This window comes from Burkholderia lata, assembly GCF_000012945.1.
In the GTDB taxonomy this organism is placed as follows: Bacteria; Pseudomonadota; Gammaproteobacteria; order Burkholderiales; family Burkholderiaceae; genus Burkholderia; species Burkholderia lata.
This window is the reverse complement of the sequence record NC_007510.1, coordinates 2,037,663-2,063,166: the sequence shown is the minus strand read 5'-3', so window position 1 is coordinate 2,063,166 and position 25,504 is coordinate 2,037,663. Positions and strand designations below refer to the sequence as shown.

The window sequence follows — 25,504 nt, the reverse complement described above, 5'->3', positions numbered from 1 at the left end:
GTTCAGGTGAGTGCTAAAACACTGACCTGGATCGACCGCGAAGCATGGGATCCAGGTAAGCGCTAAAGCACTAACCTGGATCGACCGCGAAGCATGGGACCAGAGTAAGCGCTAAAGCGCTAACTCTGGTCGACACGGAGACATTCTGATGGCCAATACTCTCGCTGCCCGCCGCTGGTGGACGATCATGCCGATCGTCTTCATCACGTACAGCCTCGCCTACCTCGACCGCGCGAACTACGGGTTCGCGGCCGCGGCCGGCATCAACCAGGACCTCGGGATCAGCAAGGGCCTGTCGTCGCTGATCGGCGCGCTGTTCTTCCTCGGCTACTTCTTCTTCCAGATTCCCGGCGCGATCTATGCGGAACGCCGCAGCGTGAAGAAGCTCGTGTTCGTCAGCCTCATCCTGTGGGGCGCCTGCGCGGCGCTCACGGGCGTGGTCAGCAACATCCCGTCGCTGATGGCGATCCGCTTCGTGCTCGGCGTCGTCGAGGCGGCCGTGATGCCGGCGATGCTGATCTACATCAGCAACTGGTTCACGAAGAACGAGCGCTCGCGCGCGAACACGTTCCTGATCCTCGGCAACCCGGTCACCGTTTTGTGGATGTCGATCGTGTCGGGCTATCTGGTGCACGAATTCGGCTGGCGCCACATGTTCATCGCCGAAGGCGTGCCGGCCGTGCTCTGGGCCGTGTGCTGGTGGTTCCTCGTGCAGGACAAGCCGGCCGATTCGCCGTGGCTCAATGCGCAGGAAAAGCGTGACCTCGACGCCGCGCTCGCGGCCGAGCAGGCAACGATCAAGCCCGTGCGCAACTATGGCGAAGCGTTCCGCTCGCCGGCCGTGATCAAGCTGTGCGCACAGTATTTCTGCTGGAGCATCGGCGTGTACGGCTTCGTGCTGTGGCTGCCGTCGATCGTCAAGAACGGCTCCGACCTCGGGATGGTCGCGACCGGCTGGCTGTCCGCGCTGCCGTATCTCGCGGCGACGATCGCGATGATTGTCGCGTCGTGGGCGTCCGACAAGGTCGGTTCGCGGCGCGGTTTCGTGTGGCCGTTCCTGCTGATCGGTGCGGCTGCGTTCGCCGCATCGTACGCACTCGGCTCGTCGCACTTCTGGATCTCGTATGCGCTGCTGGTCGTGGCTGGCGCCGCGATGTACGCGCCGTACGGCCCGTTCTTCGCGATCGTGTCGGAACTGCTGCCGAAGAACGTCGCCGGCGGTGCGATGGCACTGATCAACAGCATGGGCGCGCTCGGCTCGTTCGTCGGCTCGTACTTCGTCGGCTACCTGAACGGTGCGACCGGCTCGCCCGTCGCGTCGTATGCATTCATGAGCGCCGCACTCGTCGCCGCGGTGATCCTCACGCTGTCCGTCAAACCCCAGGCGCGCGATACGCATCCGCTCGCGACGCCGCTGCAAGGAAAATGAATCCGATGAAGCCCCGTATCGTCGCGTACAAGCCGCTGCCCGATGACGTCCTCGCGTACCTGCGCGAGCATGCGGACGTCGTGCAGGCCGACGGCACCGCAGCCCTCGCCGACGCGCTCGGCGACGCGGACGGCGCGATCGGCGCGAGCCTGAAGGTCACGCCGCAGATGCTCGACCGCGCCCCGCGGCTGAAGGCGTGGTCGACGATCTCGGTCGGCTACGACAACTTCGACGTCGCGGACCTCACGCGGCGCGGGATCGTGCTCGCCCATACGCCGGACGTGCTGACCGAGTCGACCGCCGATACGGTGTTCTCGCTGATCCTCGCGTCCGCGCGACGCGTGGTCGAGCTGGCCGAGTGGGTGAAGGCCGGTAACTGGCATCACAGCATCGGCCCGGACCTGTACGGTACCGACGTGCAAGGCAAGACGCTCGGCATCGTCGGGCTCGGGCGGATCGGCGGCGCGGTCGCGCGCCGTGCGGCGCTCGGCTTCCGGATGCAGGTGCTGTACGCGAACCGCTCCGCGCATGCGGAAGCCGAGACGCAGTACGGCGCGCGGCGCGTCACGCTCGACGAACTGCTCGCGCAATCGGATTTCGTGTGCCTGCAGGTGCCGCTGTCGCCGGAAACGCACCACCTGATCGGTGCGGCCGAATTCGCGAAGATGAAGCGCGGCGCGATCCTGATCAACGCATCGCGCGGGCCGGTGGTCGACGAAGCCGCGCTGATCGATGCGCTGCGCGCGGGCACGATCCGCGGCGCGGGGCTCGACGTGTTCGAGAAGGAGCCGCTGGCGGCGGATTCGCCGCTGCTGCAGATGAAGAATGTCGTCGCGCTGCCGCACATCGGCTCGGCGACGCACGAGACGCGCCATGCGATGGCGCGCTGCGCTGCGGAAAACCTGGTCGGCGCGCTGGCCGGCACGCTGCGCACGAATCTCGTCAACCCGGATGCGCTCGCGCAGGTCTGATCCGCCATATTCGTCCGGCCGGGGTGACGCCGGCGCTGTTAGAGGCGATGATCTTGGTGCCGGAGGGCTGGCTGCGTTATGATCCCCGCGCGTCGCGTCGACGCGCCTGGCAACGCTGCCGGTGGCGTCCTGCGACGGGTATCCGCGCCAGTCCGGTGCGGCCGACTGCTTTTGCAGGTAACCGGGGCGGGTGCCGACGCGCCGGCGCCGATCAGCAGCGAAGCAGGGGATCGGCGTAAGCTCAAGCGCCAACGCTGACCGACCGCGAAGCATGGGACCCACGTAAGCGCTAAAGCGCTAACGAGGGTCGACCGCGAAGCATGGGGTCAGCGTAAGCGCTGAAGCGCTAACGCTGACCGACAGGAGATTCCACCGGGTGGCTTACGTTTCCAACAACAAAGGTCCGTCTGCTCACAAAGCGGCGCGGATCGTACGTCGCGAGGCACGACAGTGACCGATTCGCAACCAACCACGACGCGTCCGGCGACGATCAGCGATGTCGCGCGCGAAGCCGGCACGGGCAAAACCAGCGTATCGCGCTACCTGAACGGCGAGACGCACGTGCTGTCCACCGATCTGCGCCAGCGTATCGAAGCGGCAATCGCACGGCTCAACTACCGGCCGAACCAGATGGCGCGCGGGCTCAAGCGCGGCCGCAACCGCTTGCTCGGCATGCTCGCGGCCGACCTGACCAATCCCTATACCGTCGAAGTGCTGCAGGGCGTCGAGGCCGCATGCCATGCGCTCGGCTACATGCCGCTGATCTGTCACGCGGCAAACGAAGTCGAGATGGAGCGCCGCTTCCTGCAGCTGCTCACGACCTACCGCGTCGAAGGGCTGATCGTCAACGCGCTCGGCGCCGATGAGGACGTGCTGCGCCCGTTGCGCGGGGCCGGCATCCCGGCCGTGCTCGTCGACCGGACGGTCGAAGGCTTCGAGGCCGACCTGATCGGTCTCGACAACGCCGACGCGATCGAGACGGCCGTCGCACACCTGGTCGAACACGGTTTCGACGCGATCCATTTCGTCGTGCAGCCGTTCGAGCGCGTCAGCTCGCGGCGCCTGCGCGAAGCCGCGTTCCGCGTGGCACTGGCGGCGCGCGGGCTGACGGTGCCGTCGACGGTCGTGCTCGACCTGAACGAGCCCGACGGGGTCACGGCGGCGCTGGCCGACATCGATGCCCGCATCGACGACGCGGCACGGCGCGGCGTGCGCGCGGCGCTGTTCGCCGCGAACGCGCCGGTCGCACTCGCGATCGCGCGCCACCTGCGCGCGCGTTTCGGCACCGCCTGGCAGCAGAGGGCGGCACTGCTGTCGATCGACGATCCGGAATGGGCCGAGCTGATCGGGATCACGACGATCCGCCAGCCGACCTACGAAATCGGCTACAAGGCCGTCGAATTCGTGCACGAGCGGATCGACGGCGCAGCGGGCGACGTACGCGTCTCGCTGTTGCCGGGCGAGCTGGTTGCGCGCGCGTCGACCGCAAGCTGAGTATCATTCGGGGCACGCAGCGCGTCAGGTGCGCTGCCCCGAACAAGGAAATACATGACTGTCGCCCCCATCACGCTGGCGGTGCTGATCGCCGCCACGCTGATCATCGCGCTCCTGCCGCTCGTCCTCTTCCGTCTCCTGCGCAAGCCGCTGGCGCTGAACCGCCGCGACACGATCGTCGGCGTGGCCGTCTTCACGCTGTTTGCGATGATCCTCGAACGCGCGTTCCACGGGCTCGTGCTGAGCCAGACGCCGCCGGATGGCTGGCTCACGCAGCCGCTCGCGTTCGTCGCGTACAGCGCGCTCGCAACCGCCGTATTCGAGGAAGTCGGCCGCTATCTCGGGATGCGTTTCCTGAACCGCCGCTATGGCCCGTCGGCCGGCGACGGCCGCGGAATCGGCTACGGGATCGGTCACGGTGGCGCCGAAGCATGGTTCGTCGGCGTCCTCGTGTGGGGCCAGTGGTCGTATCTCGCGTGGCTCGCGAGCCGCGGCCAGCTGGAGACCCAGCTCGCCGACCTGCCGGGCGATACCGTCGTGCGGCTGCACGTGATGCTCGCGACGCTGTCGGCACAGTCGATCCTGCTGTTGCTGCTCGAACGCTGCGCGGCATTCGTGCTGCAGCTCGCGCTGTCGGTGCTGGTCTGGCGCGGCGTGCGTGCCGGCCGCGCGGGCGTGTTGCCGCTCGCGATCGTGCTGCATGCGCTCGCGGCCGCACCGGCGCTGCTGTACCAGGTGCGCGTGCTGCCGGCCGGCTGGGTCGAGGCCGTGTATTTCGTGCTGGCCGCGATCCTGGTCGTCGTGCTGGTGAAGGCATGCCGGCCGTCGCAATCGGCAGCCTGACGGGAGAGACGGGATGGATGACTATCTGATCGAATGCCAGAGCGCGGAATTCGACGCGCTCGCACGCGTGATCTGCGACCTCTTTCCGGAGCAGACGCGTTTCGCCGAAAACACCGACGCACGCGGGCGGTTCCTGTCCGTGCAGTGGCTGGCGATGCGTTTCGGCTCGGCGCCGAAGCGGATGACGCTCGATATCCGGATCGTGCCGGCCGCGCTCGCGCGCTACCTGGCGCTCAAGCCGATGCTACGGGCACGCAGCCACGCGGTGCTGCATGCCTATACGGAAGCGATGCTCGGGTCGCTCGAGGAGCGTCACGCGGCCGGCGAGGCCGTCGAACGCGACGCGGAACTCGAACTCGACGAAGACTTTGCTTGATCGTTCGCGCCGGCGCAATGCCGGCGCGCTGCGTTACGCGTCGCGGTAGACCTGCGCGAAGCGCTGCGCCTGCACGACACCGTAGTCGCCGGGCGCGTACTGCATCACCCAGTCGCCGGCGACGCCGCGCAGCGTGTCGCCGTTTTCCGAGCGGGCGATCGTGAACGGCTCGTCCATCCGGCGGGCGAGCACGACGGCCGGCAGGTTGCGGTAGGCGCCCGGTGCGCCGTGTGCGAGTGCCGGATCGGCCGGCAGGTATTTGGCGTCGAAGCGCGCGCGCGACACGACCCAGCGGTCGCCGGTCGAGCCCGTGATCAGCGCGTCGCCCGCGACGTAGCGGTTCGGGCCTTCGAGGCTCATCAGTTCGCCGTCGGCCTCTGCGAAGGAAACGGTGACGGTTTCGTCCTTGACGACGCGACGGGCCTGCGGATCGGTACGCAGGTCGATTTGCTTGAGTTCGAGCATGGCGGGAGAGGGCGGGAAAGCTGTAAAAGCCGGGAGCTTATCCCGAATCCGGCGCGCCGTGTGACGCGCCGGTCGCCTGAAGCGGCGCGGCGCCGTTCGGCCCGGACGGGCGGCACGGCGCCGGCGCGGAGGGGGCGTCAGGGCTGCGCGGGTGCGCTGGCGGCCGGCGCGGCTGCTGCCTTGCCTTCCTTGCCCTTCGTCTTGCCCTTGCCGCGGTGTTCGCCGCCGTGATGCAGCCAGCTGCGGAACGTCGTGTCGGCCAGTGCCTTCTGGTCGGCCGGGAAGCTCTCGTAGAGCGGTGCAAATGAGTCGGCGAGCTTCTTCGCGCCGTCGGCGTTCGCTTGCGACAGTTCCGCGTACTGCTTCATGTCGTCGAGTGCGGAGACATCGTGCTTGGCCATCCGTTCGCGATAGAGGCGGCCCATCGTGTCGCCGTTGTCGCGCATCGTGTCGGCAAACGTCTTCCACTGCGGTTCCTGCGCCGACGTGATCTTCAGCTGGTCGTGCAGGTACTTGATACGTTGCTCGACGCGCGCTTCGTGGCGCGCCTCGCGCTGCTCGGCGCTCGGGGCCGAAGCCGCGGCCGTCGTGGCCTGGGCGGGCGCCTGCGGCTGTGCCGGGGTTTGCGCGAACGCGCTGGCTGCAACGGCGAGCGTAGCGAGGGTGAGCGAGATTTTCTTCATGGTTGGCTCTCCGGGGTGGTGTCTTGCGAGCGGGCGCGGCGGCAACTGCCGCAAGCGCGCTTCTCGCGTCGCCTGCTATTAGTAGCACGTTGCGTGCGGCGCAGCAGTGAATGCGACACTTGCTTACATCCGATACGAATCGAAATTGAAAGGTTCGACTCGGCGCCGGGCGATGGCGTTTGGGCGGGCCGGCGTTCGGCGCTATCATCGCGTCACCTTCCACTCAGCCGGCGCGTCGTGCCCCGGCCCAGCCTCATGCGTCCACCCCGCCTCGACCAACTCGACGATCTCGATCGGCAACTCGTCGCGCTGCTGCAGGCTGATGCGCGCGCCAGCGTTGCGGATCTCGCGCGCCAGCTCGACGTTGCGCGCACGACGGTCGTCGCCCGCATCGCGCGGCTCGAGCGCACCAACGTGATCGCCGGCTACAGCGTCCGGCTCGGGCAGGATGTGCTCGACGCGAGCATTTACGCGTACGTCGGCATCATCCTCACGCCGAAGTTCGGCAAGGACGTATTGCGCAAGCTCGACCGGATGCCCGAGGTGCAGCTGCTGTGCGCGGTGAGCGGCGAGTACGACTACGTCGCGTGGCTGCGCGCGGATTCGCCCGAACGGCTCAACGACCTGCTCGACCAGATCGGCACGCTCGAAGGCGTCGAACGCACGACGACGTCGATCATCCTGTCGCGCAAGATCGATCGCGGGACAATCGGCGGCTGACGTTCAAGCATGGCCTCCGTCGCGCGGTGCGTGTTGCGCCGGCGTATCGGCCGCGCTGTCGGGCTGCGTCGCGCCAGGCGTCTGCACCAGCGGAATCCGCACCGAGATGCGCAACCCGCGCGATTCCGCTTCGTCCGCATACGCGAGCGTGATGCCGGCGCCGATCCGGTCCGCGACGATCTTCACGATCGACAGGCCGAGCCCGGAGCCGATCTGCGCATTGCCCGGCACCCGGTAGAACGGATCGAATACGCGCTCGCGTTCGTGCGGCGCGATGCCCGGGCCGGTATCGGCGATCGTCACGCATGCGTGCGTGTCCGTGCGTTGCGTCGACAGGTCCACGCGTCCGCCCGGCGGCGTGTAGCGGATCGCGTTGTCGACCAGGTTCATCACGAGCGATACGAGTTCGAGCTCGTCGACGGGCACGGAGGTATCCGGGCCGTCTTCGATGCCGATGTCGATGGCTTTCGCGTCGGCGAGCGGCATCAGGTCTTCCAGCACGCGGCGATAGACCGCATGGACCGACACGTTACCGGGCGGCGCGGCCGGCGCGCTTTGCGCCCGTGCGAGCGCGAGCAGCTGCCCGATCAGGTGGCGGCTGCGGTCGAGGCCGCCGCGCAGCGCGGTGAGCCGTGCGCGCGCATCGTCCGGCAGGTCGGCCTCGGCGAGGCGCTCGGCCTGCAGCGACATCGCGGTGAGTGGCGAGCGCAACTCGTGCGCGGCGTCGGCGACGAAGCGGCGCTGCGCGGCAACCGACTGCGCGACGCGCTCCAGCATCCGGTTGATCGCGACGACGAACGGCCGCACCTCGACCGGCACGCGCTCGGCCGGCACCGGGCGCAGGTCGTGCTTGTCGCGCGCATCGATGCCGGCGGACAGCACGGCCACCGGGCGGAACAGCTTGCGCACGAGATCGGCGACGAGCAGCAGCAGGATCGGCACGAGAATCAGCAGCGGCAATGCGGTGCGCCACGCGCTTTCGCGGGCGACATCGTCGCGCATGCCGGCTTCCTGCGCGACCGCGATGCGCTCGCCGTTCGCGAAGGTCCGGACCATCACGCGATACGTGCTGCCGCCGGTATCGACCGTATGCAGCCCGTCGGCGAGCGTCGGCGCCAGCGCGAGCGGCGGCGTGCCGTCGCTGCCTGGCTGCGGTGTGCCGCCGAGCGGCTGCACGATCACGCGCGACAGCTCGTCGCTTTCGCGCGCGGGCCCGGTGCCGTCGGCATGGAGCGACGGCGTGTGCTCGCGGTCGAGCAGCGTCGCGACCTCGCGCAGCACGTCGTCCTGCAGTTCGTGCGCTTCGTCGAATGCCGATGAAAACGCGAACGCGGCCGCGGCCGTCGCGACGACCAGGATCGCGGCCGACAGCGCGACCGACAGGCGGAAGCCGATCGATTCGTTCAGCCGCTTCTTGAAACCATCCATCCCGCACCCCTGACGTTCTTGATCACGGTGCTGCCGAGCTTGCGGCGCAGCGAATGGATCAGGAATTCGACCGCATTGCTTTCGACTTCCTCGCCCCAGCCGTACAGGCGATCCTCGAGCTCGCGCCGCGACAGGATTGCGCCCGGGCGCACCAGCAGCGCGCGCAGCAGCGCGAATTCGCGATTCGACAGCGGCACCGGTGCGTGCCCGTCGACCGAGGCCTCGCGCGTGGCCGGATCGAGCGACACGATGCCATTGCTCAGCAGCGGCGCAGCCGAACCGGCCCGGCGCCGGATCGCGACGCGAATCCGCGCGAGCAGCTCGGCCATCTCGAACGGCTTCACGATGTAGTCGTCGGCGCCGCCGTCGAGGCCGGCCAGGCGATCGTCGAGCCCGTCGCGTGCGGTGACGATCAGCAGCGGCGCGCTGGCGTCCTTCGCGCGGATGGCAGCCAGCACGTCGAGCCCGTCGCGGCCGGGCAGGCCGAGGTCGAGCAGGACCAGGTCGTAAGGCTGCGCGGCGAACGCGGTCAACGCGCGCACGCCGTCGGTGACCCAGTCGGTGGCGTACGACGCGTCCTTCAACGCGGCATGGACGGCCTCGCCGATCATCGGGTCGTCTTCGACGAGCAGTATTCGCATGCGTGTTCTCCGTGCCGCGCAAACGCCGCCAGCGTATGCGATTCCCGCACGTGCGTCACGTGCCGCGGTGCGCTGCGATCGTTATTTGCCGCTGAACCGGTCGAGGGCCGCGAGCAGGTTCTTCATCGCGGCGGCCGAATCGGCCTGGGTCGGATGATCGGCGCGCAATGCGGAGAGTGCCCGGTCGATCTCCTGGTCGACCATGTGCCAGTCGGCGGCGGCGCGCGGCTTGAGGCCGGCTTCGGCCGAATCCCACGCGATCTCGAGATCCTTGATGCGCGTTTTCGCGCCGGGCAGGTCGCCCTTGGCGACGAGCGTGTTCACGTCGACGGCGATCGTGCGGAACTGCGACAGGTCGCCGAGCTTCGATGCGTGGGCCGTCGCGGGCGATGTGGCGGCCGAGGCGGGCACCGGCGTCGCTGCGTTCGCGTCCTGCTGCTTCGAGCAGCCGGCGGCGGCGCTCAGCAGGGCAATCGTGGCCGCCGCAACGGCGAGACGGGAAACGGGATGGGGGATGCGCATGGCGAGTCCTCGATTCGATGAATGGGAAGAACGGAAAGGAACGGGCGTCATTCGGCGGTACCGGCACGCGTGCGCGGGCCGCTGCCGAACTGCGCGACGGCGACGAGCAGCACGATCACGGTGAGGAACAGCAGGCTCGTCCAGGCGGCGCCGAAGCCGAGCCCGCCATAGGTGCGGGCCTGCGTGAGCAGGTCGCCGAGCGACGCGCCGAACGGGCGCGTCAGGATGTAAGCGATCCAGAACGCCAGCACCGCGTTGGCACCGAGCCGCCACGCCGCGAACACGGCCGCGATCAGACCGCCGAAGCACAGCGCGCCGAGCGTGAAGCCCAGACCGAGCGCCTCGGTGGCGAGATCGCCCGCGGCGGTGCCCAGCGCGAACGTGCAGAGAATCGCGGCCCAGTAGAACAGCTCGCGCCGTGGCGTGACGATCGTGTCGATCGACAGCGTGCCTTCGACGCGATGCCACACGAAGAAGATCGCGGCGAGCCCGACGGCAAACGCGGCGGTGCTCGCATAGAGGCTGACGTTCAGGCCGTCGGTGAGCAGGTCGGTGATCTGCGTGCCGACGATGCTGACCAGCACCACCGTGAGCCAGTAGATCCACGGCACGTAGCGGCGCGTGCGCAACTGCAGCCACAGCGCGATCGCGAGCAGCGACGCCATCGCGACGCGCGTGACGGTCTGGCCGAGCCCCGCGTTGACCGCGAGAAAGTCCGCGCCGGTTTCGCCGACCGTGGTCGACATGATCTTGATGATCCAGAACGACAGCGCGACGTCGGGCACCTTGTTCAGCCAGTGCGGCGGGCGATGGGCGGGCAGGGATTGCATGCGATGCCTCCTTGGCAATCGGGTGGTCGGCATGCAGTCTGAAACCCGAGACTTAGGCCAGCCATAGCGAGGCCGGCAGCGGGAAAAAAACGTCGTTTCGACGTTTCGACGAAATGTGTCGTCGGAACGTCGAAATTATCGGTCGTTTCGCATCATTCTTCGTCTTGGAACTGATTTTGAGCGTCCCTAAACTGTGTTCATGGCTCAACGCCGTTCACAACACCAACCCATCATCAGGAGATAAGCGCATGAAAATCGCCATCGTCGGCGCAGGTCTGATCGGCCACACCATTGCTCACATGCTGCGTGAAACGGGCGACTACGAAGTCGTCGCGTTCGACCGTGATGCGGATGCGCTTGCGAAGCTGTCGCGCGAAGGCATCGCGACGCAACGGGTCGATTCGGCCGACGCGAACGCGATTCGCGAAGCCGTGAAGGGCTTCGATGCGCTCGTCAACGCACTGCCGTACTACCTCGCGGTCAACGTGGCCGCCGCCGCGAAGGCTGCCGGCGTCCACTACTTCGACCTGACCGAAGACGTGCGCGCCACCCACGCGATCCGCGAACTGGCCGAAGGCTCCGACCGTGCGTTCATGCCGCAGTGCGGCCTCGCACCGGGCTTCATCGGTCTCGCCGCACACGAACTGGTGAACGGCTTCAGCGAAGTGCGCGACGTGAAGATGCGCGTCGGCGCGCTGCCCGAGTATCCGACCAACGCGCTGAAGTACAACCTGACGTGGAGCGTCGACGGCCTGATCAACGAATACTGCCAGCCGTGCGAAGCGATCCGCGACGGCCGCAAGCAATGGGTGCAGCCGCTCGAAGGCCTCGAGCACTTCTCGCTGGACGGCACCGAATACGAAGCGTTCAACACGTCGGGCGGCCTGGGCACGCTGTGCGAAACGCTGTCGGGCAAGGTCGAGACGCTCGACTACAAGTCGGTGCGCTATCCGGGCCACCGCGATCTCGTGCAGTTCCTGCTCGAAGACCTGCGCCTGTCGACCGACCGTGACACGCTGAAGTCGATCATGCGCCGTGCGGTGCCGTCGACGAAGCAGGACGTCGTGCTCGTGTTCATCACGGTGACGGGCGTGAAGGACGGCCAGCTGGTGCAGGACGTGTTCACCCGCAAGATTTTCGCGAAGGACGTGTGCGGGATGCACATGAGCGCGATCCAGATCACGACGGCCGGCGCGATGTGCGCGGTGCTGGATCTGTTCCGCGAGAAGAAGCTGCCGCAGAGCGGTTTCATCCCGCAGGAAAAGGTGTCGCTGAAGGCGTTCCTGTCGAACCGCTTCGGCAAGCTGTACGAAGGCGGCACGATGGAGCGCGTGCACGCGGTGGCCTGACCACCCGCCAGCCTCAGGCACGAGGGCCGTACGACGCCGGGAGCGCAGCAGCGCTTCCGGCGTTGTTTTTTGCGGGGAACGAAAAAAGGGCGGCGGTCAGGCCGGCAGCGGCGGGACGATCGTGGCCGCGGGCGGTGGCGGCGCGATGCGGTACAGCAATGTGTCGACGTCGGCATCGGATGGCGCGGTGTTGTCGAACATCACGATGCCGTCGCATTCGTGGCCGGTCGGCACGAAGCGGCGCTGCCGGTATTCGTCCCAGTGCGTGAGCTTGTAGGCATCGTTCGGGTTGCCGCGCGCGACGATGCGCTGGTGCGCGACGTCTTCCGACGTGTGGACCCAGACGACCGTCAGCGTGACGTCGGGCGCGATGCCGAGCCACGCACGGTCGAGAATGCGGCGATCGCGCACTTCGCGCGACAGCGGGCCGACCACGAGCGCGCCGATGCCGAGCGCGAGATTCTCACGTGCGGTGTCGAGCAGGCCCTGGTATTCGGGATCGCGCAGGTGCTTCAGGTAGAGCGGGCTGTCGCGATCGTTCGGATCCTCGGTGAGCGCGCCCATCGCGGCCGAGCTGTAGCGGCCGTACAGCGTGTCCTTGTCGAGCAGGCAGAAGGCCTCGCCGGTCGCGCGCATCAGCGGCCCGATGAGCCGCTTCGCGAGCGTGGTTTTGCCGGTGCCGGCGTGACCGCAGAAGAACACCAGGTGCGTCACGAAGCCTTGCCTCCCGGGCGCGGGCCCGACGCGCCGTTGCGCTTGTCGCCGCGCGAGAAGACTTCCGCTTCCAGCCACATCGCGTTGATGATGCCGAAGCCGAGCGCCACGCCGATGCCGAGTATCCACGAGAAATACCACATGGGTCAGTCTCCTTGACGGTTGGGCCGCACGGCCGTGCGGCTTGTGGTCCGAAGTGTCCGGGTGCGCATGCTGCGGCGCACGCAGCCCGATCATGACCAATATCGCCGTGCCGCGCAAGCCGGGCCGCCCGCGCAGCAAACCGGTAAACTGATGCGCAAACCGCAACATCACGGACAACATGCTGATCAACTGTGCTGCATACCAGGACGGCCGCAAGCTGGCCGACATCGATATCGACGCCATCAGCGACTACGTGTCGAAGCCCGAATGCTTCGTGTGGGTCGCGCTGAAGGATCCGACGCCTGCCGAACTCGACCTGATGGGCGAGGAGTTCGGGCTGCACGAACTGGCGCTCGAGGATGCCCGCAAGGGGCATCAGCGACCGAAGATCGAGGAGTACGGCGATTCGCTGTTCGCGGTGCTGCATATGGTCGAGCTGGACGACGACGATGAATTGAATGTCGGCGAGCTGAACGTGTTCGTCGGACCGAATTACGTGCTGTCGATCCGCAACCATACCGAGCAGGATTTCCGCGACGTGCGCAAGCGTTGCGAGCGCGAGCCGCATCTGCTCCAGGAAGGCTCGGCATTCGTGTTCTACGCGCTGATGGACCAGGTCGTCGACCGCTATTTCCCGATCCTCGAAACGCTCGGCACCGAGCTCGAGGAACTCGAGGACCGCATTTTCGCGAAGGCCACGCCCGCGTCGTCGCGTGCAATCATCGAGGATCTCTATTCGCTGAAGCGCCGGCTCGTGATGCTGTACCAGCACACGGCGCCGCTGATCGAGCCGCTTGCGAAGCTCACCGGCGGGCGCATTCCGCAGGTCTGCAGCGGGATGGAGCCGTACTTTCGCGACGTGTACGACCATCTGCAGCGGATCGTGAAGACGATCGAAGGGCGGCGCGAGATGGTGGTCACGGCGATCCAGGTCAATCTCGGGATGATTTCGCTGGCCGAGAGCGAGGTGACGAAGCGGCTCGGCTCGTTCGCCGCGCTGTTCGCGATTCCGACGATGATCGCCGGCATCTACGGGATGAACTTCGCGAACATGCCCGAACTGCACCTGAAATACGGTTTCTACGGTTGCATCGCCGCGATGGTCGTCGCCGATTTCGCGCTGTGGTGGCGATTCAAGCGGGCAGGGTGGCTGTAGTCTCGCTTCACGCGCGGGGCGGCGCGTGCTTGCCGATCACGACGCGCCACGGACGCACGCGCCACGATTTCACGAGGCCGTTCTGCACGTATGGATCGGCGCGCGCGAACGACTCGGCCGCCTCCGGCGAATCCCCTTCGAACACGAGCACGGCCTGATCGGCCGGGTCCGACAGTGCGCCGGCGAGCACGAGTTCGCCGCGCTCGGTCGCAGCCTGCGCAAGCGCGAGGTGCTGGGCGCGGAACGGTTCGCGACGGGACAGGTAATCGTCGACGAGTTCGTAGGTCAACTGGTAATGCATGGTGGCTCCGGGAAGAATCGTGGCGGCCGGTGCGTCAGCGCGCCGTCAGTCAGTCTGCTGCGGGCAGTATAGGGCAGGCGGACGGCAGCGACACGACACGCATGGCGGCGTGTACCTGCGTCAAAAACGCAACTAACGGTCTAGGCGCCATTCGACCTGAAATCTCGGCCGCATCGCACCTTCGATGCAGCCAGGTCTTCAGGCCGGGGCCGGGCAGTCTGTCGCTAGGCCTTGTAGCCGATCGTGCGCAGCAGGTCCTTTCGCCAGCGGATGTCGTCGTCATTTTCGACACCGAGCGGCCCGAAGCCGTCGACGACGCCGACGATCCCGCGTCCTTGCGCGGTTTCCGCGACGATGACCTCGGTCGGGTTCGCGGTCGCGCAATAGATCCGGCAGACCTCCGGCACGGCCTTGATCGCATTGAGCACGTTGACCGGGTAGAACCCGTCGCCGAGGAACACGATGAACGCGTGACCGGCGCCGATCGCGCTGGCGTTGCGGCAGGCCAGTTCGACGAGCGTCGCATCGGTGCCGGAGTGGCGCACCAGCCGCTTGCCCGACGCCTCGCAGAATGCGAGCCCGAAGCGGATGCCGGGCACGGTGCCGACCAGCGCCTCGTGGATGTCTTCGACGGACTTGATGAAATGCGACTGGCCGAGGATGAAGTTCATGGTCTCGGGCTTGTCGACGGCAACAGTGTGCAGCTGCAGCATGGCGGACCTCGTCTCGCGATGCGGCGCGTGCGCCGCAATGGGCTCTTCAAGCTTAATACGCGGCGGCCGGCGACGAAAGCCGCGAGGGCGGCCTATCCTTCGTTGTGTGTGGCGCGAGCGCTGCACGAAGGAATGGAGGCTGACATGGACGTGCGACAAGGCTTCGTCGACTGCGTCGGGCGCACGCCGCTGATTCGCTTGACGAAGCTCAGCGCGGAGACGGGCTGCGAGATCCTGGGCAAGGCGGAATTCATGAATCCGGGCGGGTCGGTGAAGGACCGCGCGGCACTGTACATCATCCGCGACGCCGAGCGGCGTGGCGTGCTGAAGCCGGGCGGCACCGTCGTCGAGGGTACGGCGGGCAACACCGGCATCGGTCTGGCGCATATCTGCGCGGCGCGCGGCTATCGCTGCGTGATCGTGATTCCTGACACACAATCGCCGGACAAGCTGGCGATCCTGCGCACGCTCGGCGCCGAGGTGCGCCCGGTGCCGGCGGCGCCTTACCGTGACCCGAACAACTATCAGAAGATTGCCGGGCGGCTCGCGGACGAACTCGACAACGCGGTGTGGGCCAATCAGTTCGACAACGTCGTCAATCGTCAGGCGCACTACGAGACGACCGGGCCCGAAATCTGGCGCGATACGGCGGGCACGATCGATGCGTTCGTCTGCGCGACCGGAACGGGCGGCACGCTGGCCGGCGTGAGCCGCTATCTGAAAGAGCAGAATCCGGACGTCCGGATCGTGCTGGCCGACCCGTGCGGCAGCGGGCTCTATGGGTACGTGAAAACGGGCGACCTCGGCGCAGAAGGCAGCTCGATCACCGAAGGCATCGGATCGACGCGCGTCACCATGAACCTCGCGGGCACGCCGATCGACGACGCGGTGCGGATCGACGATCAGCAGTGCGTGACGATGGTCTACCGGCTGCTGCGCGAGGAAGGGCTGTATGTCGGCGGATCGAGCGGCATCAACGTCGCGGCAGCGGTCTGGTTGGCCCGCCGGATGGGCCCGGGGCACACGATCGTGACCTTGCTGTGCGATCGTGGCGACATCTATCGCGCGCGGCTTTTCAATCGGGAATGGCTGCGCGAAAAGGGCCTGGATCCGGGGGACTGAACCCGTGCGTTGAGCGCGTGCGAGGTGCGGGAGCGGTGAGGATTTCCATCCGCCGGAATGCGACCTATGCTGAACGAATCCGGTGCGAACGCCGTTCGCCCGTTTCGCCCAGACGAGGTGTGCCATGCCTGTGTCAGCCACCCTGCAGGATTGCCTGCGTCAGAAGTCATCGCGGTACGAAGTGGTGTACCACCCCTATAGCCATACGAGCATGGAGACGGCCGCCGCCGCGCATATTCCCGGCGATCGCCTCGCGAAAACCGTGCTCCTCGAAGACGACGAAGGCTACGTCGCCGCCGTATTGCCGACCACGTACGCCGTGCGCCTGTCGGATCTCTGGGTGAAGACGGGACGCCATCTCGTGCTCGCCCGGGAGGTCGAGCTGCGCGAGTTGTTCAAGGATTGCGACATGGGCGCGTTGCCGCCGGTGTGCATGGCGTACGGGATGAAGACGTTTCTCGAGGAACGTCTCGCGCAGCAGCCGGAAGTCTATTTCGAGGCCGGCGATCACGAGGCGCTGATCCACATGATGCAGGATGAATTCCTGATGCTGATGGAGACGGCCGAACGCGCGCATTTCTCGCACAAGATGCAGGGCATGCACTCCTGACGCGCGTGGTGCGTCGGCGCTGGCCGGTGCCCGTGAGACACGGTTGTGTGTCGCGGCAGTGGGTATGGTGGCGACAGTTAATTCGATGTGCGAAATTATCGTGTCGATCGTTGGTCGGCGTATCGTCCGTAATTTTCAATCGCATTCCGGATTAACCGTTCGGATATCCAGGGTGTGTTGGATCTTTCAAGGAATCGCCGTTCGGCCAGCTCGAGGTGGTTGAACAGCGCATTGCGCGACCGATGCTGACGTTGACGAGAGGAGGGGGCGCACCGTCCCGGTTGCTTCCGTGGCGGCTGTTTTTGATGCAGTGCAGGAAATATGCGCCTATTTATGTTGAAACAACTTAATATCCGTTTTCACATATATCCATACAATTCAATTACCGTTTTAATAATAAAAGTTTGATTTGTGCTTACCGGAATATTATTTGAATAAACCCTCCAAACTTTGTATTCGGGTATCAAATAAAGTTTGACGTCAAAATTTTTTCCTTGCTATCTTCTGCACCCAAGTGAACGGCGCAAATGACATCACCGTGTAACGAACGGCGGATCGTCATACGAAATGTAAGGTGCCGCCCGCTCAGCTGACAATTGCCTGAACGTGCAGGCGCGTGGTTTTCCGGAGAGACACCGGGCCGCGCCGGCCGGAACGATTCCTTGAAAAAGAATGAATTGGAATTCGAATGTAATTCTTTCAGTTCGGATTGCTAATTGAATTTGAAATGAAATGTTCGGGTTGATGCGGTGGCGATGCCGACCTGGCTTTGCCGCCGGCAGCGATCCGAAACTGGGCGAATCGCTTGGGGGATGGATGGTGGGCATGAAAGTCGAAGAACATCTGGCTACGTCGAACAGCGGACTGGCTACGCTGGGCCGTCCGCGGGAGTTCGGCAAGAAGCAACAGAATCCGGTACGCCGGTTCGGCGGCATCGGAATCGTCCTGGTGCTGCATGCAGTGCTGATCTACGCGCTGCTCAACGGCCTCGCGACGAAAGTCGTGCAGGTGATCCAGCACCCGATCGAAACCCGCATCATCGAGCCGGTCAAGCCACCGCCGCCACCGCCGATGCCCGTGGTCAAACTCCCGCCGCCGAAATTCGCGCCGCCGCCACCGCCGTTCGTCCCGCCGCCGGAAGTACCGGTGCAGGCGCCGCCGCAGGCGACGATCACGCACCAGTCGGCTCCAGTGCCGTCCGCACCGGCCGTGCAGGCGCCGGTCGTGGCGCCCCCGGCGCCGGCCAAGCCCGTCAGCCATGACGTGGGGGTGGTCTGCCCGAATTCGGACACGTTGCGCGCGTCGATCCAGTACCCGAAGGAAGCGCAGGAAAACAACATCACGGGCGACGTGACGATCGAATTCGTCGTGGATGCGGAAGGGAACATCACGAACGAACGCGTGGCGCAGTCGGCGGACCCGATCCTCGATCGCGCGGCCTACAACACCGTGAAACGATTCAAGTGCGTCGCGCAGGGCCAGTCGGTACGGGTCCAGGTTCCGTTCTCGTTCAATCTGAATTGATGCAGTGGGCGGCCCGGTGCGATCCGGGCCGGGAAAAACCATCCCGAACTGACGTATTAAGTTCACCGAAATAACTGGAGTGGGGTATGACGAAGCGTTCACTGGCCGCGCTGGCGGCAAGCATCCTGATGTCCGTCGCCGCAATCGACGGGTTCGTTGCACCGCAACTCGCCCACGCGCAGGCAAGCGGCGCGGCCGGCACATCGGCACCGGCCGCGGCACCGTCGGCTGCACCGGCCCCGGTTCCGGCCGCCGCCGAGCCGGCTCCGCCGCCCGCGCCGGCCACGACGGAGGCAGTCGAGAATCCGTACGGGCTTGGCGCGCTATGGAAGAACGGCGATTTCGTCGCCCGTTTCGTGCTGATCCTGCTGGTGATCATGTCGATGGGCAGCTGGTACATCATGATCACGAAGTTCCTGGAGCAGTTGCGCGCGAATCGCCGCGCGAAGCTGGCGGACGCGCAGCTCTGGACCGCGCCGTCGCTGGCAGAAGGCGCCAGGCTGCTCGACGAGGCGTCGCCGTTCCGGTTCATCGCCGAAACGGCGATCGAGGCCGGCGAGCATCATGAAGACGCGCTGCTGGAGGCGGTGGACCGCAACACGTGGATCGACGTGTCGGTCGAGCGCTCGATCACGAACGTGTCGAACCGGATGCAGGACGGGCTCGCGTTCCTGGCCACGGTGGGCTCCACCGCGCCGTTCGTCGGGCTGTTCGGCACGGTCTGGGGTATCTATCACGCGCTGACGGCCATCGGCATCGCCGGCCAGGCGTCGATCGACAAGGTCGCGGGCCCGGTGGGCGAGGCGCTCATCATGACCGCGATCGGCCTCGCCGTCGCGGTGCCGGCGGTGCTCGGCTACAACTTCCTGGTCCGCCGCAACAAGTCGGTGATGGAGCGGGTCCGCAACTTCGGCGCGCAACTCCATACCGTGCTGCTGGCCGGCAATCGGCGCCCGGTACGCGCGGCGTCGTCGCCGGCAGCCGCGTCGCTCGCGAACTGAACGGCTGACGGAGACGCGCGATGGCCATGAACGTCGGGCAGGACGATAGCGACGAGGTGATCGCCAACATCAACACGACGCCGCTCGTCGACGTGATGCTGGTGTTGCTGATCATCTTCCTGATCACGATCCCGGTCGTGACGCACACGATCCAGCTTCAGTTGCCGAAGGAGACGGTGCAGCCGCTGCAGACGACGCCGAAGAGCATCGAGATCGCGGTGAACCGCGACGGCGATTTCTTCTGGGGCGAGCAGCTGGTGGATGCACAGACGCTGCTCGCGAAGCTGAAGGGCGTGTCGCAGCAGCAGCCGCAGCCGAGTGTCCATGTGCGGGGCGACCAGAACACGCGCTACGAGTTCATCGGACGGGTGGTCACGATGTGCGAGCGCGCGGGGATCGCGAAGCTGTCGTTCATTACGGAGCCGCCGGCGCGCGGGGGGTAGTCGCGCGCGGGAATCGTGGTGGAACAGGGGGCCGGCGGCAAGTGTTGGCGCGCTGACGCTGGTTGACCGAGAACGGTGGGATCGGCGTAAGTGCTCAGGCACTAACGCAGGTCGACAGGAGTCAACGATGGGAATGAATGTGCCTTCGGGCGGGAGCAATGCCGAACCGGAAGTGATGGTCGACATCAACACGACGCCGCTGATCGACGTGATGCTGGTGTTGCTGATCATGCTGATCATCACGATCCCGATTCAGATGCATTCGGTAAAGATGGACCTGCCGGTGGGGAATCCGCCGCCGCCGGCCACGCCGCCGGAAATCGTGCAGATCGATATCGACTTCGACGGCACGACGACATGGAACGGCGCACCGGTGCCGGACCGCGCGGCGCTCGAGTCGAAACTGACCCAGGTGGCGGCGGAGCCCGTGCAGGCCGAGATCCATCTGCGCCCCAACAAGCTGGTGCCGTACAAGGACGTGGCCGCCGTGCTCGCATCCGCGCAACGCGTGGGCGCGACCAAGATCGGCCTGATCGGTAACGAACAGTTCATGCAATGACGACACGGACGAGCCGATGAACCAGCGACGATGGAAACGGATGATGGCGGTGACGGCGCTCGGCGCGGCAGGCCTGCTCGGTCGCCCGGCGCTGCCGGCGGACGCGCTGCGGCCGGACGTGGCGAAACCGTTGGCGGCCGCACAGGAGCTGTATCGGGCGCACAAGTATCGCGATGCGCTGGGCAAGATCGCGCAGGCAGCTGCCGTGCCGAACCGGACGCCGTACGAAACCTATATGGTGGAAGAGATGCGCGGTGCGGCAGCGATGGCGGCCGGTGACTCGGGCACGGCCGCGCAAGCCTACGAGAGCGTGCTGAACTCGGGGCGGCTGTCGGGCGAGGACGAGCAGCGGACCACGGCGGCGCTGGCCGGCATCTACTTCCAGCAGAAGAACTACCCGCTGGCGATCCGGGTCGCGCAGCGTTATCTGAAGGCCGGTGGCTCGGATCCGGAAATGCGCACGCTGCTCACGCAGTCTTACTACCTGTCAAACGATTGCGCACCGCTCGTGAGCCAGCTGAAAGCGAGCACCGACGCGCAGGCGAATGGCGGACACGCACCGGACGAAGGGCAGTTGCAGATGCTGGCGACCTGCGCGCAGAAGGTGAAGGACGGCAATGCGTATCGCGGTGCGCTCGGGTTGCTGGTGGCCTACCATCCGAGCCCCGCGTACTGGGACGAGATGGTCACGGCCATTCGCGGCAACCCCGGCTATCTGCCGTCGCTCGACCTCGATATCTACCGGTTGCGCCGGGCAACGGGCTCGCTTGCGTCGGCCAACGCATACATGGAGATGACTCAGCTTGCGCTGGTCGCGGGGTCGCCCGCCGAAGGCAAGCAGGTGATCGACCAGGGGTTCGCATCCGGCGTACTCGGCAAGGACGCGCAGGCCGACCGCGAGAAGCGGCTGCAGGCACTCGCCGCGAAGCGCGCGCAATCGGGCGGCGACGCCACGACGCCGGCCGCGCCGATCGACGCGGGCATGAACCTCGTCTTCGAGGGCCGTGCGCAGCAAGGGCTGCCGATGATGGAGCAGGCGATCGCAAAGGGCGGACTCGAGCATCCCGATGCGGCACGGCTGCGGCTCGGCGAGGCGTATTACGTGGCCGGCCAGAAGGCGCGTGCGGTCCAGGTGCTGCGCACGGTCAAGGGGGCCGACGGTTCCGCTGACCTGGCACGCCTCTGGACGGTGGTGGCATCCCGGTAACGCAACGGAAGGGCACGACGGCGCGCAACGCGGACGCGGTCGGCAAGCGGTGTGCCGCCGCGATCGCACCGATGCACGACGGGCAGGTCAGCCGATGAAAAGGGGCATCCTTGTTAATTAGTAAACCGAATGAAATAGGCGAGTGCTGCGGGGCCGCGCGACGCGGCTGCCGTGCCGCACCGCGCGTGGCGTGCGCGCCGCGACAGCGTGCAGCGGGGGATCGCGCCGGGCCGGGTGTGTCACGGCACCGGTCGAGGCTTGACGACATCAAACCGATTTCGACTGCGAGGGTCCGTCTTTCCATGGTTTTGCCCCCTGATGAGTCGGTGCTCGTCGCCATGTCGCTAGGCAACAAGATCCGGGCGCTGCGCCAGCGCCTGAAACTCACGCTCGACGAAACGTCGACGATCGCCGGCATTTCGAAGCCGTTCCTGTCGCAGGTCGAGCGCGGGCGGGCGACGCCGTCGATCACGTCGCTGGTGCGGATCGCGAAGGCGCTGGGCGTGACGATGCAGTACTTCATCGACACGCCGACGGAAGCGCGCTCGGTATGCCGTGGCAACGCGCTGCAGTATTTCCAGTTCACGAACTCGGCCAGCCGGTTCGCGAGGCTGACGAACCTGGTGGACGGCCGCAAGCTCGATGCGATTCTTGTCCGGATGCCGGCCGGGCAGCTGTCGTCCGAGATGACGACGCATGCGGGCGAGGAGTTCGTCTACGTGTTGCGCGGGCAGGTGGCGCTGACGCTCGAGGATTGCACGTTCACGCTGAACGAGGGCGATACCGCGCATTACGAATCGACGATGCCGCATGCGTGGCGCAACACGGCCGACGAAGAGGCGGTGATCGTCTGGGTCGGCACGCCCCGGCTGTTCTAGCGAAGGCGGTCGGCAGGAGGGGGAAGTACCCGATCGACGGCAGACGGTGCGCAGTACGGCGCGCGCACGGGCTCGCCATATGCAAAACACGCTGTCGGTCGAATCGGGAAGAAGCAGGCAATGCGCTCAATGTAGGTGTTTAGTATGACGAATCAAAATAGAAAACGACGGTGATGCCGGATGGTGCGGGTGACCCGAGGCCGATCCGTTCGAGTCGTGGCAGTCGAAAGCGTGGCAATCGCGGGTTCCGGTACACGGGCACCCAGGACGCGCAAGGAATTCACAAGGTTCCGGCGCGCAGCAGGTGGGGTCTTACTACGAGCGAGAGGGAACAAGATGAAGCAGAGAGTTTTGGCGTTGGCCATCAAGAGGATAGTCTGGGCGGAACTGGCGCTGACGGCCGCACTGGCGCCGCCGGCGTTCGCCCAGAGCCAGCCGGCGCCGGGCGCCGTCGCGATCGCGGATGCGGTCGCGAGCGGCGCGCCCGTGACCGTTGCACAGGCGGGCGGCACGCCGGGTGCCGCGGCTGCCACGGGCACCGCGGCGCCCGCGGCACCTGACGCAGCGGCCGGCGCGGCAGCCGAGGTGACGCCCGCCGCACCGGGTGCGAACGGCCAGGGCAAGGTCGCGCAGATCAAGCGATTCGAAGTGACGGGTTCGCTGATCCGGCAGGCCGACAAGACCGGCTTCCAGCAGGTGCAGACGATCACGCCGAAGGAAATCCAGGCCAGCGGCGCGGTGACCGTCACCGACTTCCTGCGCGACGCGGCGGCGAACTCGGCGAACAGCTGGGGTGAAGGGCAATCGGGCAACTTTGCGGCAGGCGCGGCCGGCATCGCGCTGCGCGGCCTGTCCGAGAAGTACACGCTCGTGATGGTCGACGGCCAGCGCGTCGCACCGTACGCATTCTTTTCGAACAGCGTCGATTCGTTCTTCGACCTCAACACGATCCCGCTCAACGATATCGAGCGAATCGAAATCGTGAAGACGGGCGCCGTGTCGCAGTATGGTTCGGACGCGATCGGCGGTGTCGTCAACATCATCACGAAACACAATTTCCGCGGGCTGCAGCTCGACGGCAGCCTCGGCAGCGCGATCAACGCCGGTAACGGCGACGGCACGGTGAAGTTCGGCGTGCTCGGCGGTTTCGGCGACCTGAACGCGGACCGCTTCAACGTGACGGCCGCGCTGAGCTACTACAAGTCGAACGGCTTCACGCTCGCCGACCGCGATTCGACGCGCAACCAGGACTTCACGGGCAAGCCGGGCGGCTTCTCGCTGCTCGCGCCGTCGTACTGGAACATGCCCGGCGGCGTCGCGCAGGCGCTGAGCGGCGGCTGCCCGTTCGGCGGCTCGGTGCATCCCGCGGTGTCGAATTCGCTGTCGGCCGGGTCGCCGGGCACGGTCTGCGGGTACAACACGGCTGAAAGCACGTCGATTCTGCCGATGACCGAGCGCCTGAACGCGAAGCTCCATGCGGACTTCAAGATCGACGACAAGACGACCGCGTTCGCGGATTTTCTCGAGAGCTACAACACGACCACGACCAACGACGGCTTGTGGAACAACGTGATCGGCAATTCGCAGAACCCGGCGCTCGTCTGGAATCCGCAGACGAAGCTGCTGTCACCGTTCAATTTCACGGTACCGGTCAGCAACCCGTACAACACGACAGGCGCGGCCACGCCGCTTACTTACGCATTTCCGAACACGGTCGCGCAGAAGACCTGGGCCAACTACTGGCGTGCGGCCGCCGGCATCAAGGGGTCGTTTACGCTGCCGTACGGTGACTGGGACTGGGCGACGTCGGTCAGCCATTCGCAGAGCACGGTGTCGAACGTGTTCACGAACCAGCTGAACGTCAACGCGCTGAACAACATCTACCAGAACGGCACGCTGAACTTCGCGAACCCGGCGGCAACGCCGAACGCGTTCAACGGGCTTTATCAGGAGGCGAACAACCTCGGCATCTCGAAGCTCGACACGATCGACGCGACGGTATCGACGCCGAACCTGTTCCACCTGCCGGCGGGCGACGTCGGCATCGGCTTCGGTGCACAGTTCACGCACCAGAGCGAAACGCTGACACCGGGCTCCGAATACCTGAGCGGGGCCGTCATCACGCCGGACCTCGAGACGGTGGATGGCCAGCGCAACGTCGCGGCCGTCTATTACCAGATCAACGTGCCGATCCTCGAGAACCTGACGTTCAGCCAGGCGGGCCGCTACGACCACTACACGGACGTGGGCGGCGCCTTCTCGCCGCGCTTCGCGTTGCGTTACCAGCCGATCAAGGCACTGACGCTGTATACGTCGTACAACCGCGGCTTCCGCGCGCCGACCTTCGTCGAGGACAGCAAGTCGCAGACGCTCGGCATCCAGATCGACCCGGCCACCGGCCAGAACTACACGTCGATCACCGTCGGCAACCCGAACCTCGCGCCGGAACGCACGCGCAACTTCAACATCGGCTTCCAGGTGTCGCCGAGCCGGTACACGGATATCGGCTTCGACTGGTACAAGATCCGCATCGACAACGTGATCGGCCAGGGCACGCCGTCGCAGATCGCGACCGACCCGACGACGGGCCAGCTGCTGTACAAGGTGATCCCGTACCAGAACCTCGGCTACCTCGACACCAACGGCTTCGAAGGCACGTTCCGCCAGGGCCTGCCGCTCAAGGGCTGGGGCACGGTCACGCTGTCGGGCGACTGGGCGTACATCAACAGCTACAAGATCGGCTTCCCGGGCGGCACGCCGGTCAACGGCGCGGGCAACAACTTCACGATCACGCAGCCGTTCGGCGGCAGCTTCCCGCGCTGGCGCGGCAACACGACGCTGGACTGGAACTACCGGAAGTTCGATGCGGCGCTCACGTGGCAGTTCACGGGCCCGTACGCGCAGAACCTCACGCCGGCGCCCGCGCCGTCGAAGGTCGGTTCGTACAGCCAGTTCAACCTGATGATGTCGTACACGGGCTTCAAGAACTGGACGATCTACGGCGGCATCAACAACCTCTTCAACCGCACGCCGCCGTACGACCCGATCTTCGCGAACGGCACGCTGGACCAGAGCGGGTACGACACGTCGGTGTATTCGTACATCGGCCGGTTCGCGCAGATCGGCGCGACGTACAAGTTCTGACGGCGATCGCGATGCACTGACAGGCTTTAGACCGGCCGCTCCACGTCCACTACCCCCTTTTCGGGGCGGCCTTTTTTCGCCTGGCGCCACGACGGCCCGCAACCGGGACGCGCGGCGGTGCAGCTTATCCGATCGTGACCAGCACGAACCCTCCGCGGGACGCGGTCGGCACGCGGCGTCCGGCACAGGTAACGACCGCGCGCAGGCATCTCGCCCGCACGCTTCCGGACAGACTGA

Annotated in this window: 27 protein-coding genes; 17 read left to right on the top strand and 10 right to left on the bottom strand. The window is 66.2% G+C overall.

The annotated features are described in order from the left end of the window. The first annotated feature begins 148 nt into the window (after positions 1 to 148). From BCEP18194_RS15205 to BCEP18194_RS15185, 5 genes are all read left to right on the top strand, one after another. On the top strand, positions 149 to 1,429 hold the full coding sequence (locus BCEP18194_RS15205; RefSeq protein WP_011352179.1) for an MFS transporter: 1,281 nt from the start codon (positions 149 to 151) through the stop codon (positions 1,427 to 1,429). Positions 1,430 to 1,434: 5 nt separating this feature from the next. Then, positions 1,435 to 2,400 (top strand): bifunctional glyoxylate/hydroxypyruvate reductase B, encoded by a 966-nt coding sequence (locus BCEP18194_RS15200; RefSeq protein ID WP_011352178.1) that lies wholly within the window; start codon positions 1,435 to 1,437, stop codon positions 2,398 to 2,400. A gap of 450 nt (positions 2,401 to 2,850) precedes the next feature. Then, a complete protein-coding gene (locus BCEP18194_RS15195) occupies positions 2,851 to 3,894 on the top strand; it encodes a LacI family DNA-binding transcriptional regulator (RefSeq protein WP_011352177.1) in 1,044 nt (347 codons plus the stop codon). Between the two features lie 54 nt (positions 3,895 to 3,948). Beyond that, on the top strand, positions 3,949 to 4,737 hold the full coding sequence (locus BCEP18194_RS15190; protein ID WP_011352176.1) for a YhfC family glutamic-type intramembrane protease: 789 nt from the start codon (positions 3,949 to 3,951) through the stop codon (positions 4,735 to 4,737). A gap of 13 nt (positions 4,738 to 4,750) precedes the next feature. Continuing rightward, positions 4,751 to 5,113 (top strand): DUF3022 domain-containing protein, encoded by a 363-nt coding sequence (locus tag BCEP18194_RS15185; RefSeq protein WP_011352175.1) that lies wholly within the window; start codon positions 4,751 to 4,753, stop codon positions 5,111 to 5,113. A 33-nt stretch (positions 5,114 to 5,146) separates the two neighbouring features. Here the strand turns inward: BCEP18194_RS15185 and BCEP18194_RS15180 are convergent, their stop codons facing one another. Together BCEP18194_RS15180 and BCEP18194_RS15175 are read right to left on the bottom strand one after the other, a co-directional pair. Then, entirely contained in the window at positions 5,147 to 5,578 is a 432-nt protein-coding gene (locus tag BCEP18194_RS15180) for a PGDYG domain-containing protein (protein ID WP_011352174.1), read from the bottom strand. A 137-nt stretch (positions 5,579 to 5,715) separates the two neighbouring features. Next, positions 5,716 to 6,261 carry a Spy/CpxP family protein refolding chaperone gene (locus BCEP18194_RS15175; protein ID WP_011352173.1) on the bottom strand — a complete coding sequence of 182 codons (546 nt, stop codon included), beginning with the start codon at positions 6,259 to 6,261 and terminating at the stop codon, positions 5,716 to 5,718. Positions 6,262 to 6,516: 255 nt separating this feature from the next. On the opposite strand from BCEP18194_RS15175, the gene BCEP18194_RS15170 reads away from it, so the two are divergent. Next, positions 6,517 to 6,981 carry an Lrp/AsnC family transcriptional regulator gene (locus BCEP18194_RS15170; RefSeq protein ID WP_006481526.1) on the top strand — a complete coding sequence of 155 codons (465 nt, stop codon included), beginning with the start codon at positions 6,517 to 6,519 and terminating at the stop codon, positions 6,979 to 6,981. A gap of 3 nt (positions 6,982 to 6,984) precedes the next feature. On the opposite strand, the gene BCEP18194_RS15165 is transcribed toward BCEP18194_RS15170, so the two are convergent. From BCEP18194_RS15165 to BCEP18194_RS15150, 4 genes are all read right to left on the bottom strand, one after another. Then, on the bottom strand, positions 6,985 to 8,409 hold the full coding sequence (locus tag BCEP18194_RS15165; RefSeq protein WP_011352172.1) for a sensor histidine kinase: 1,425 nt from the start codon (positions 8,407 to 8,409) through the stop codon (positions 6,985 to 6,987). Beyond that, positions 8,385 to 9,050 (bottom strand): response regulator transcription factor, encoded by a 666-nt coding sequence (locus BCEP18194_RS15160; RefSeq protein WP_011352171.1) that lies wholly within the window; start codon positions 9,048 to 9,050, stop codon positions 8,385 to 8,387. Before BCEP18194_RS15160 ends, BCEP18194_RS15165 begins: the two co-directional genes overlap by 25 nt. A gap of 81 nt (positions 9,051 to 9,131) precedes the next feature. Continuing rightward, positions 9,132 to 9,572: a hypothetical protein gene (locus BCEP18194_RS15155; RefSeq protein ID WP_011352170.1), complete on the bottom strand. Its 441-nt coding sequence runs from the start codon at positions 9,570 to 9,572 to the stop codon at positions 9,132 to 9,134. 47 nt (positions 9,573 to 9,619) lie between these two features. Beyond that, positions 9,620 to 10,402: a COG4705 family protein gene (locus BCEP18194_RS15150; RefSeq protein WP_011352169.1), complete on the bottom strand. Its 783-nt coding sequence runs from the start codon at positions 10,400 to 10,402 to the stop codon at positions 9,620 to 9,622. 248 nt (positions 10,403 to 10,650) lie between these two features. On the opposite strand from BCEP18194_RS15150, the gene BCEP18194_RS15145 reads away from it, so the two are divergent. Next, positions 10,651 to 11,751: a saccharopine dehydrogenase family protein gene (locus BCEP18194_RS15145; protein ID WP_011352168.1), complete on the top strand. Its 1,101-nt coding sequence runs from the start codon at positions 10,651 to 10,653 to the stop codon at positions 11,749 to 11,751. A gap of 96 nt (positions 11,752 to 11,847) precedes the next feature. On the opposite strand, the gene BCEP18194_RS15140 is transcribed toward BCEP18194_RS15145, so the two are convergent. Both BCEP18194_RS15140 and cydX read right to left on the bottom strand, forming a co-directional pair. Beyond that, positions 11,848 to 12,465, bottom strand: a complete 618-nt coding sequence (locus BCEP18194_RS15140; RefSeq protein ID WP_041492851.1) for an AAA family ATPase — start codon at positions 12,463 to 12,465, stop codon at positions 11,848 to 11,850. Continuing rightward, positions 12,462 to 12,608, bottom strand: a complete 147-nt coding sequence (gene cydX / locus BCEP18194_RS38950) for a cytochrome bd-I oxidase subunit CydX (RefSeq protein WP_011352166.1) — start codon at positions 12,606 to 12,608, stop codon at positions 12,462 to 12,464. Before cydX ends, BCEP18194_RS15140 begins: the two co-directional genes overlap by 4 nt. Positions 12,609 to 12,787: 179 nt before the next feature. Between cydX and corA the strand changes: the two genes are divergently transcribed. Further along, on the top strand, positions 12,788 to 13,765 hold the full coding sequence (gene corA, locus BCEP18194_RS15130) for a magnesium/cobalt transporter CorA (RefSeq protein WP_011352165.1): 978 nt from the start codon (positions 12,788 to 12,790) through the stop codon (positions 13,763 to 13,765). 7 nt (positions 13,766 to 13,772) lie between these two features. Here corA and BCEP18194_RS15125 read toward each other — a convergent pair whose 3' ends face one another. Together BCEP18194_RS15125 and BCEP18194_RS15120 are read right to left on the bottom strand one after the other, a co-directional pair. Next, a complete protein-coding gene (locus BCEP18194_RS15125; protein ID WP_011352164.1) occupies positions 13,773 to 14,066 on the bottom strand; it encodes a YciI-like protein in 294 nt (97 codons plus the stop codon). Between the two features lie 224 nt (positions 14,067 to 14,290). After that, positions 14,291 to 14,779 (bottom strand): adenosine-specific kinase, encoded by a 489-nt coding sequence (locus tag BCEP18194_RS15120; protein ID WP_011352163.1) that lies wholly within the window; start codon positions 14,777 to 14,779, stop codon positions 14,291 to 14,293. 144 nt (positions 14,780 to 14,923) lie between these two features. On the opposite strand from BCEP18194_RS15120, the gene BCEP18194_RS15115 reads away from it, so the two are divergent. From BCEP18194_RS15115 to BCEP18194_RS15075, 9 genes are all read left to right on the top strand, one after another. After that, complete coding sequence (locus BCEP18194_RS15115; RefSeq protein ID WP_011352162.1) at positions 14,924 to 15,901, top strand: cysteine synthase A; 978 nt, start codon at positions 14,924 to 14,926, stop codon at positions 15,899 to 15,901. Positions 15,902 to 16,025: 124 nt separating this feature from the next. Continuing rightward, positions 16,026 to 16,511, top strand: a complete 486-nt coding sequence (locus tag BCEP18194_RS15110) for an aminoacyl-tRNA deacylase (RefSeq protein WP_011352161.1) — start codon at positions 16,026 to 16,028, stop codon at positions 16,509 to 16,511. 825 nt (positions 16,512 to 17,336) lie between these two features. Further along, positions 17,337 to 18,035 (top strand): energy transducer TonB, encoded by a 699-nt coding sequence (locus BCEP18194_RS15105; protein WP_011352160.1) that lies wholly within the window; start codon positions 17,337 to 17,339, stop codon positions 18,033 to 18,035. Between the two features lie 86 nt (positions 18,036 to 18,121). Continuing rightward, entirely contained in the window at positions 18,122 to 19,036 is a 915-nt protein-coding gene (locus tag BCEP18194_RS15100; protein ID WP_011352159.1) for a MotA/TolQ/ExbB proton channel family protein, read from the top strand. Between the two features lie 20 nt (positions 19,037 to 19,056). After that, positions 19,057 to 19,479, top strand: coding sequence for an ExbD/TolR family protein (locus BCEP18194_RS15095; RefSeq protein WP_011352158.1), 423 nt, complete (start codon positions 19,057 to 19,059; stop codon positions 19,477 to 19,479). 127 nt (positions 19,480 to 19,606) lie between these two features. Then, a complete protein-coding gene (locus BCEP18194_RS15090) occupies positions 19,607 to 20,038 on the top strand; it encodes an ExbD/TolR family protein (RefSeq protein WP_011352157.1) in 432 nt (143 codons plus the stop codon). Between the two features lie 16 nt (positions 20,039 to 20,054). Beyond that, positions 20,055 to 21,245, top strand: coding sequence for a tetratricopeptide repeat protein (locus BCEP18194_RS15085; protein WP_011352156.1), 1,191 nt, complete (start codon positions 20,055 to 20,057; stop codon positions 21,243 to 21,245). Positions 21,246 to 21,547: 302 nt separating this feature from the next. Beyond that, complete coding sequence (locus BCEP18194_RS15080; RefSeq protein ID WP_011352155.1) at positions 21,548 to 22,123, top strand: helix-turn-helix domain-containing protein; 576 nt, start codon at positions 21,548 to 21,550, stop codon at positions 22,121 to 22,123. 336 nt (positions 22,124 to 22,459) lie between these two features. Next, positions 22,460 to 25,267, top strand: a complete 2,808-nt coding sequence (locus BCEP18194_RS15075; RefSeq protein ID WP_011352154.1) for a TonB-dependent receptor — start codon at positions 22,460 to 22,462, stop codon at positions 25,265 to 25,267. Positions 25,268 to 25,504: the final 237 nt, after the last annotated feature.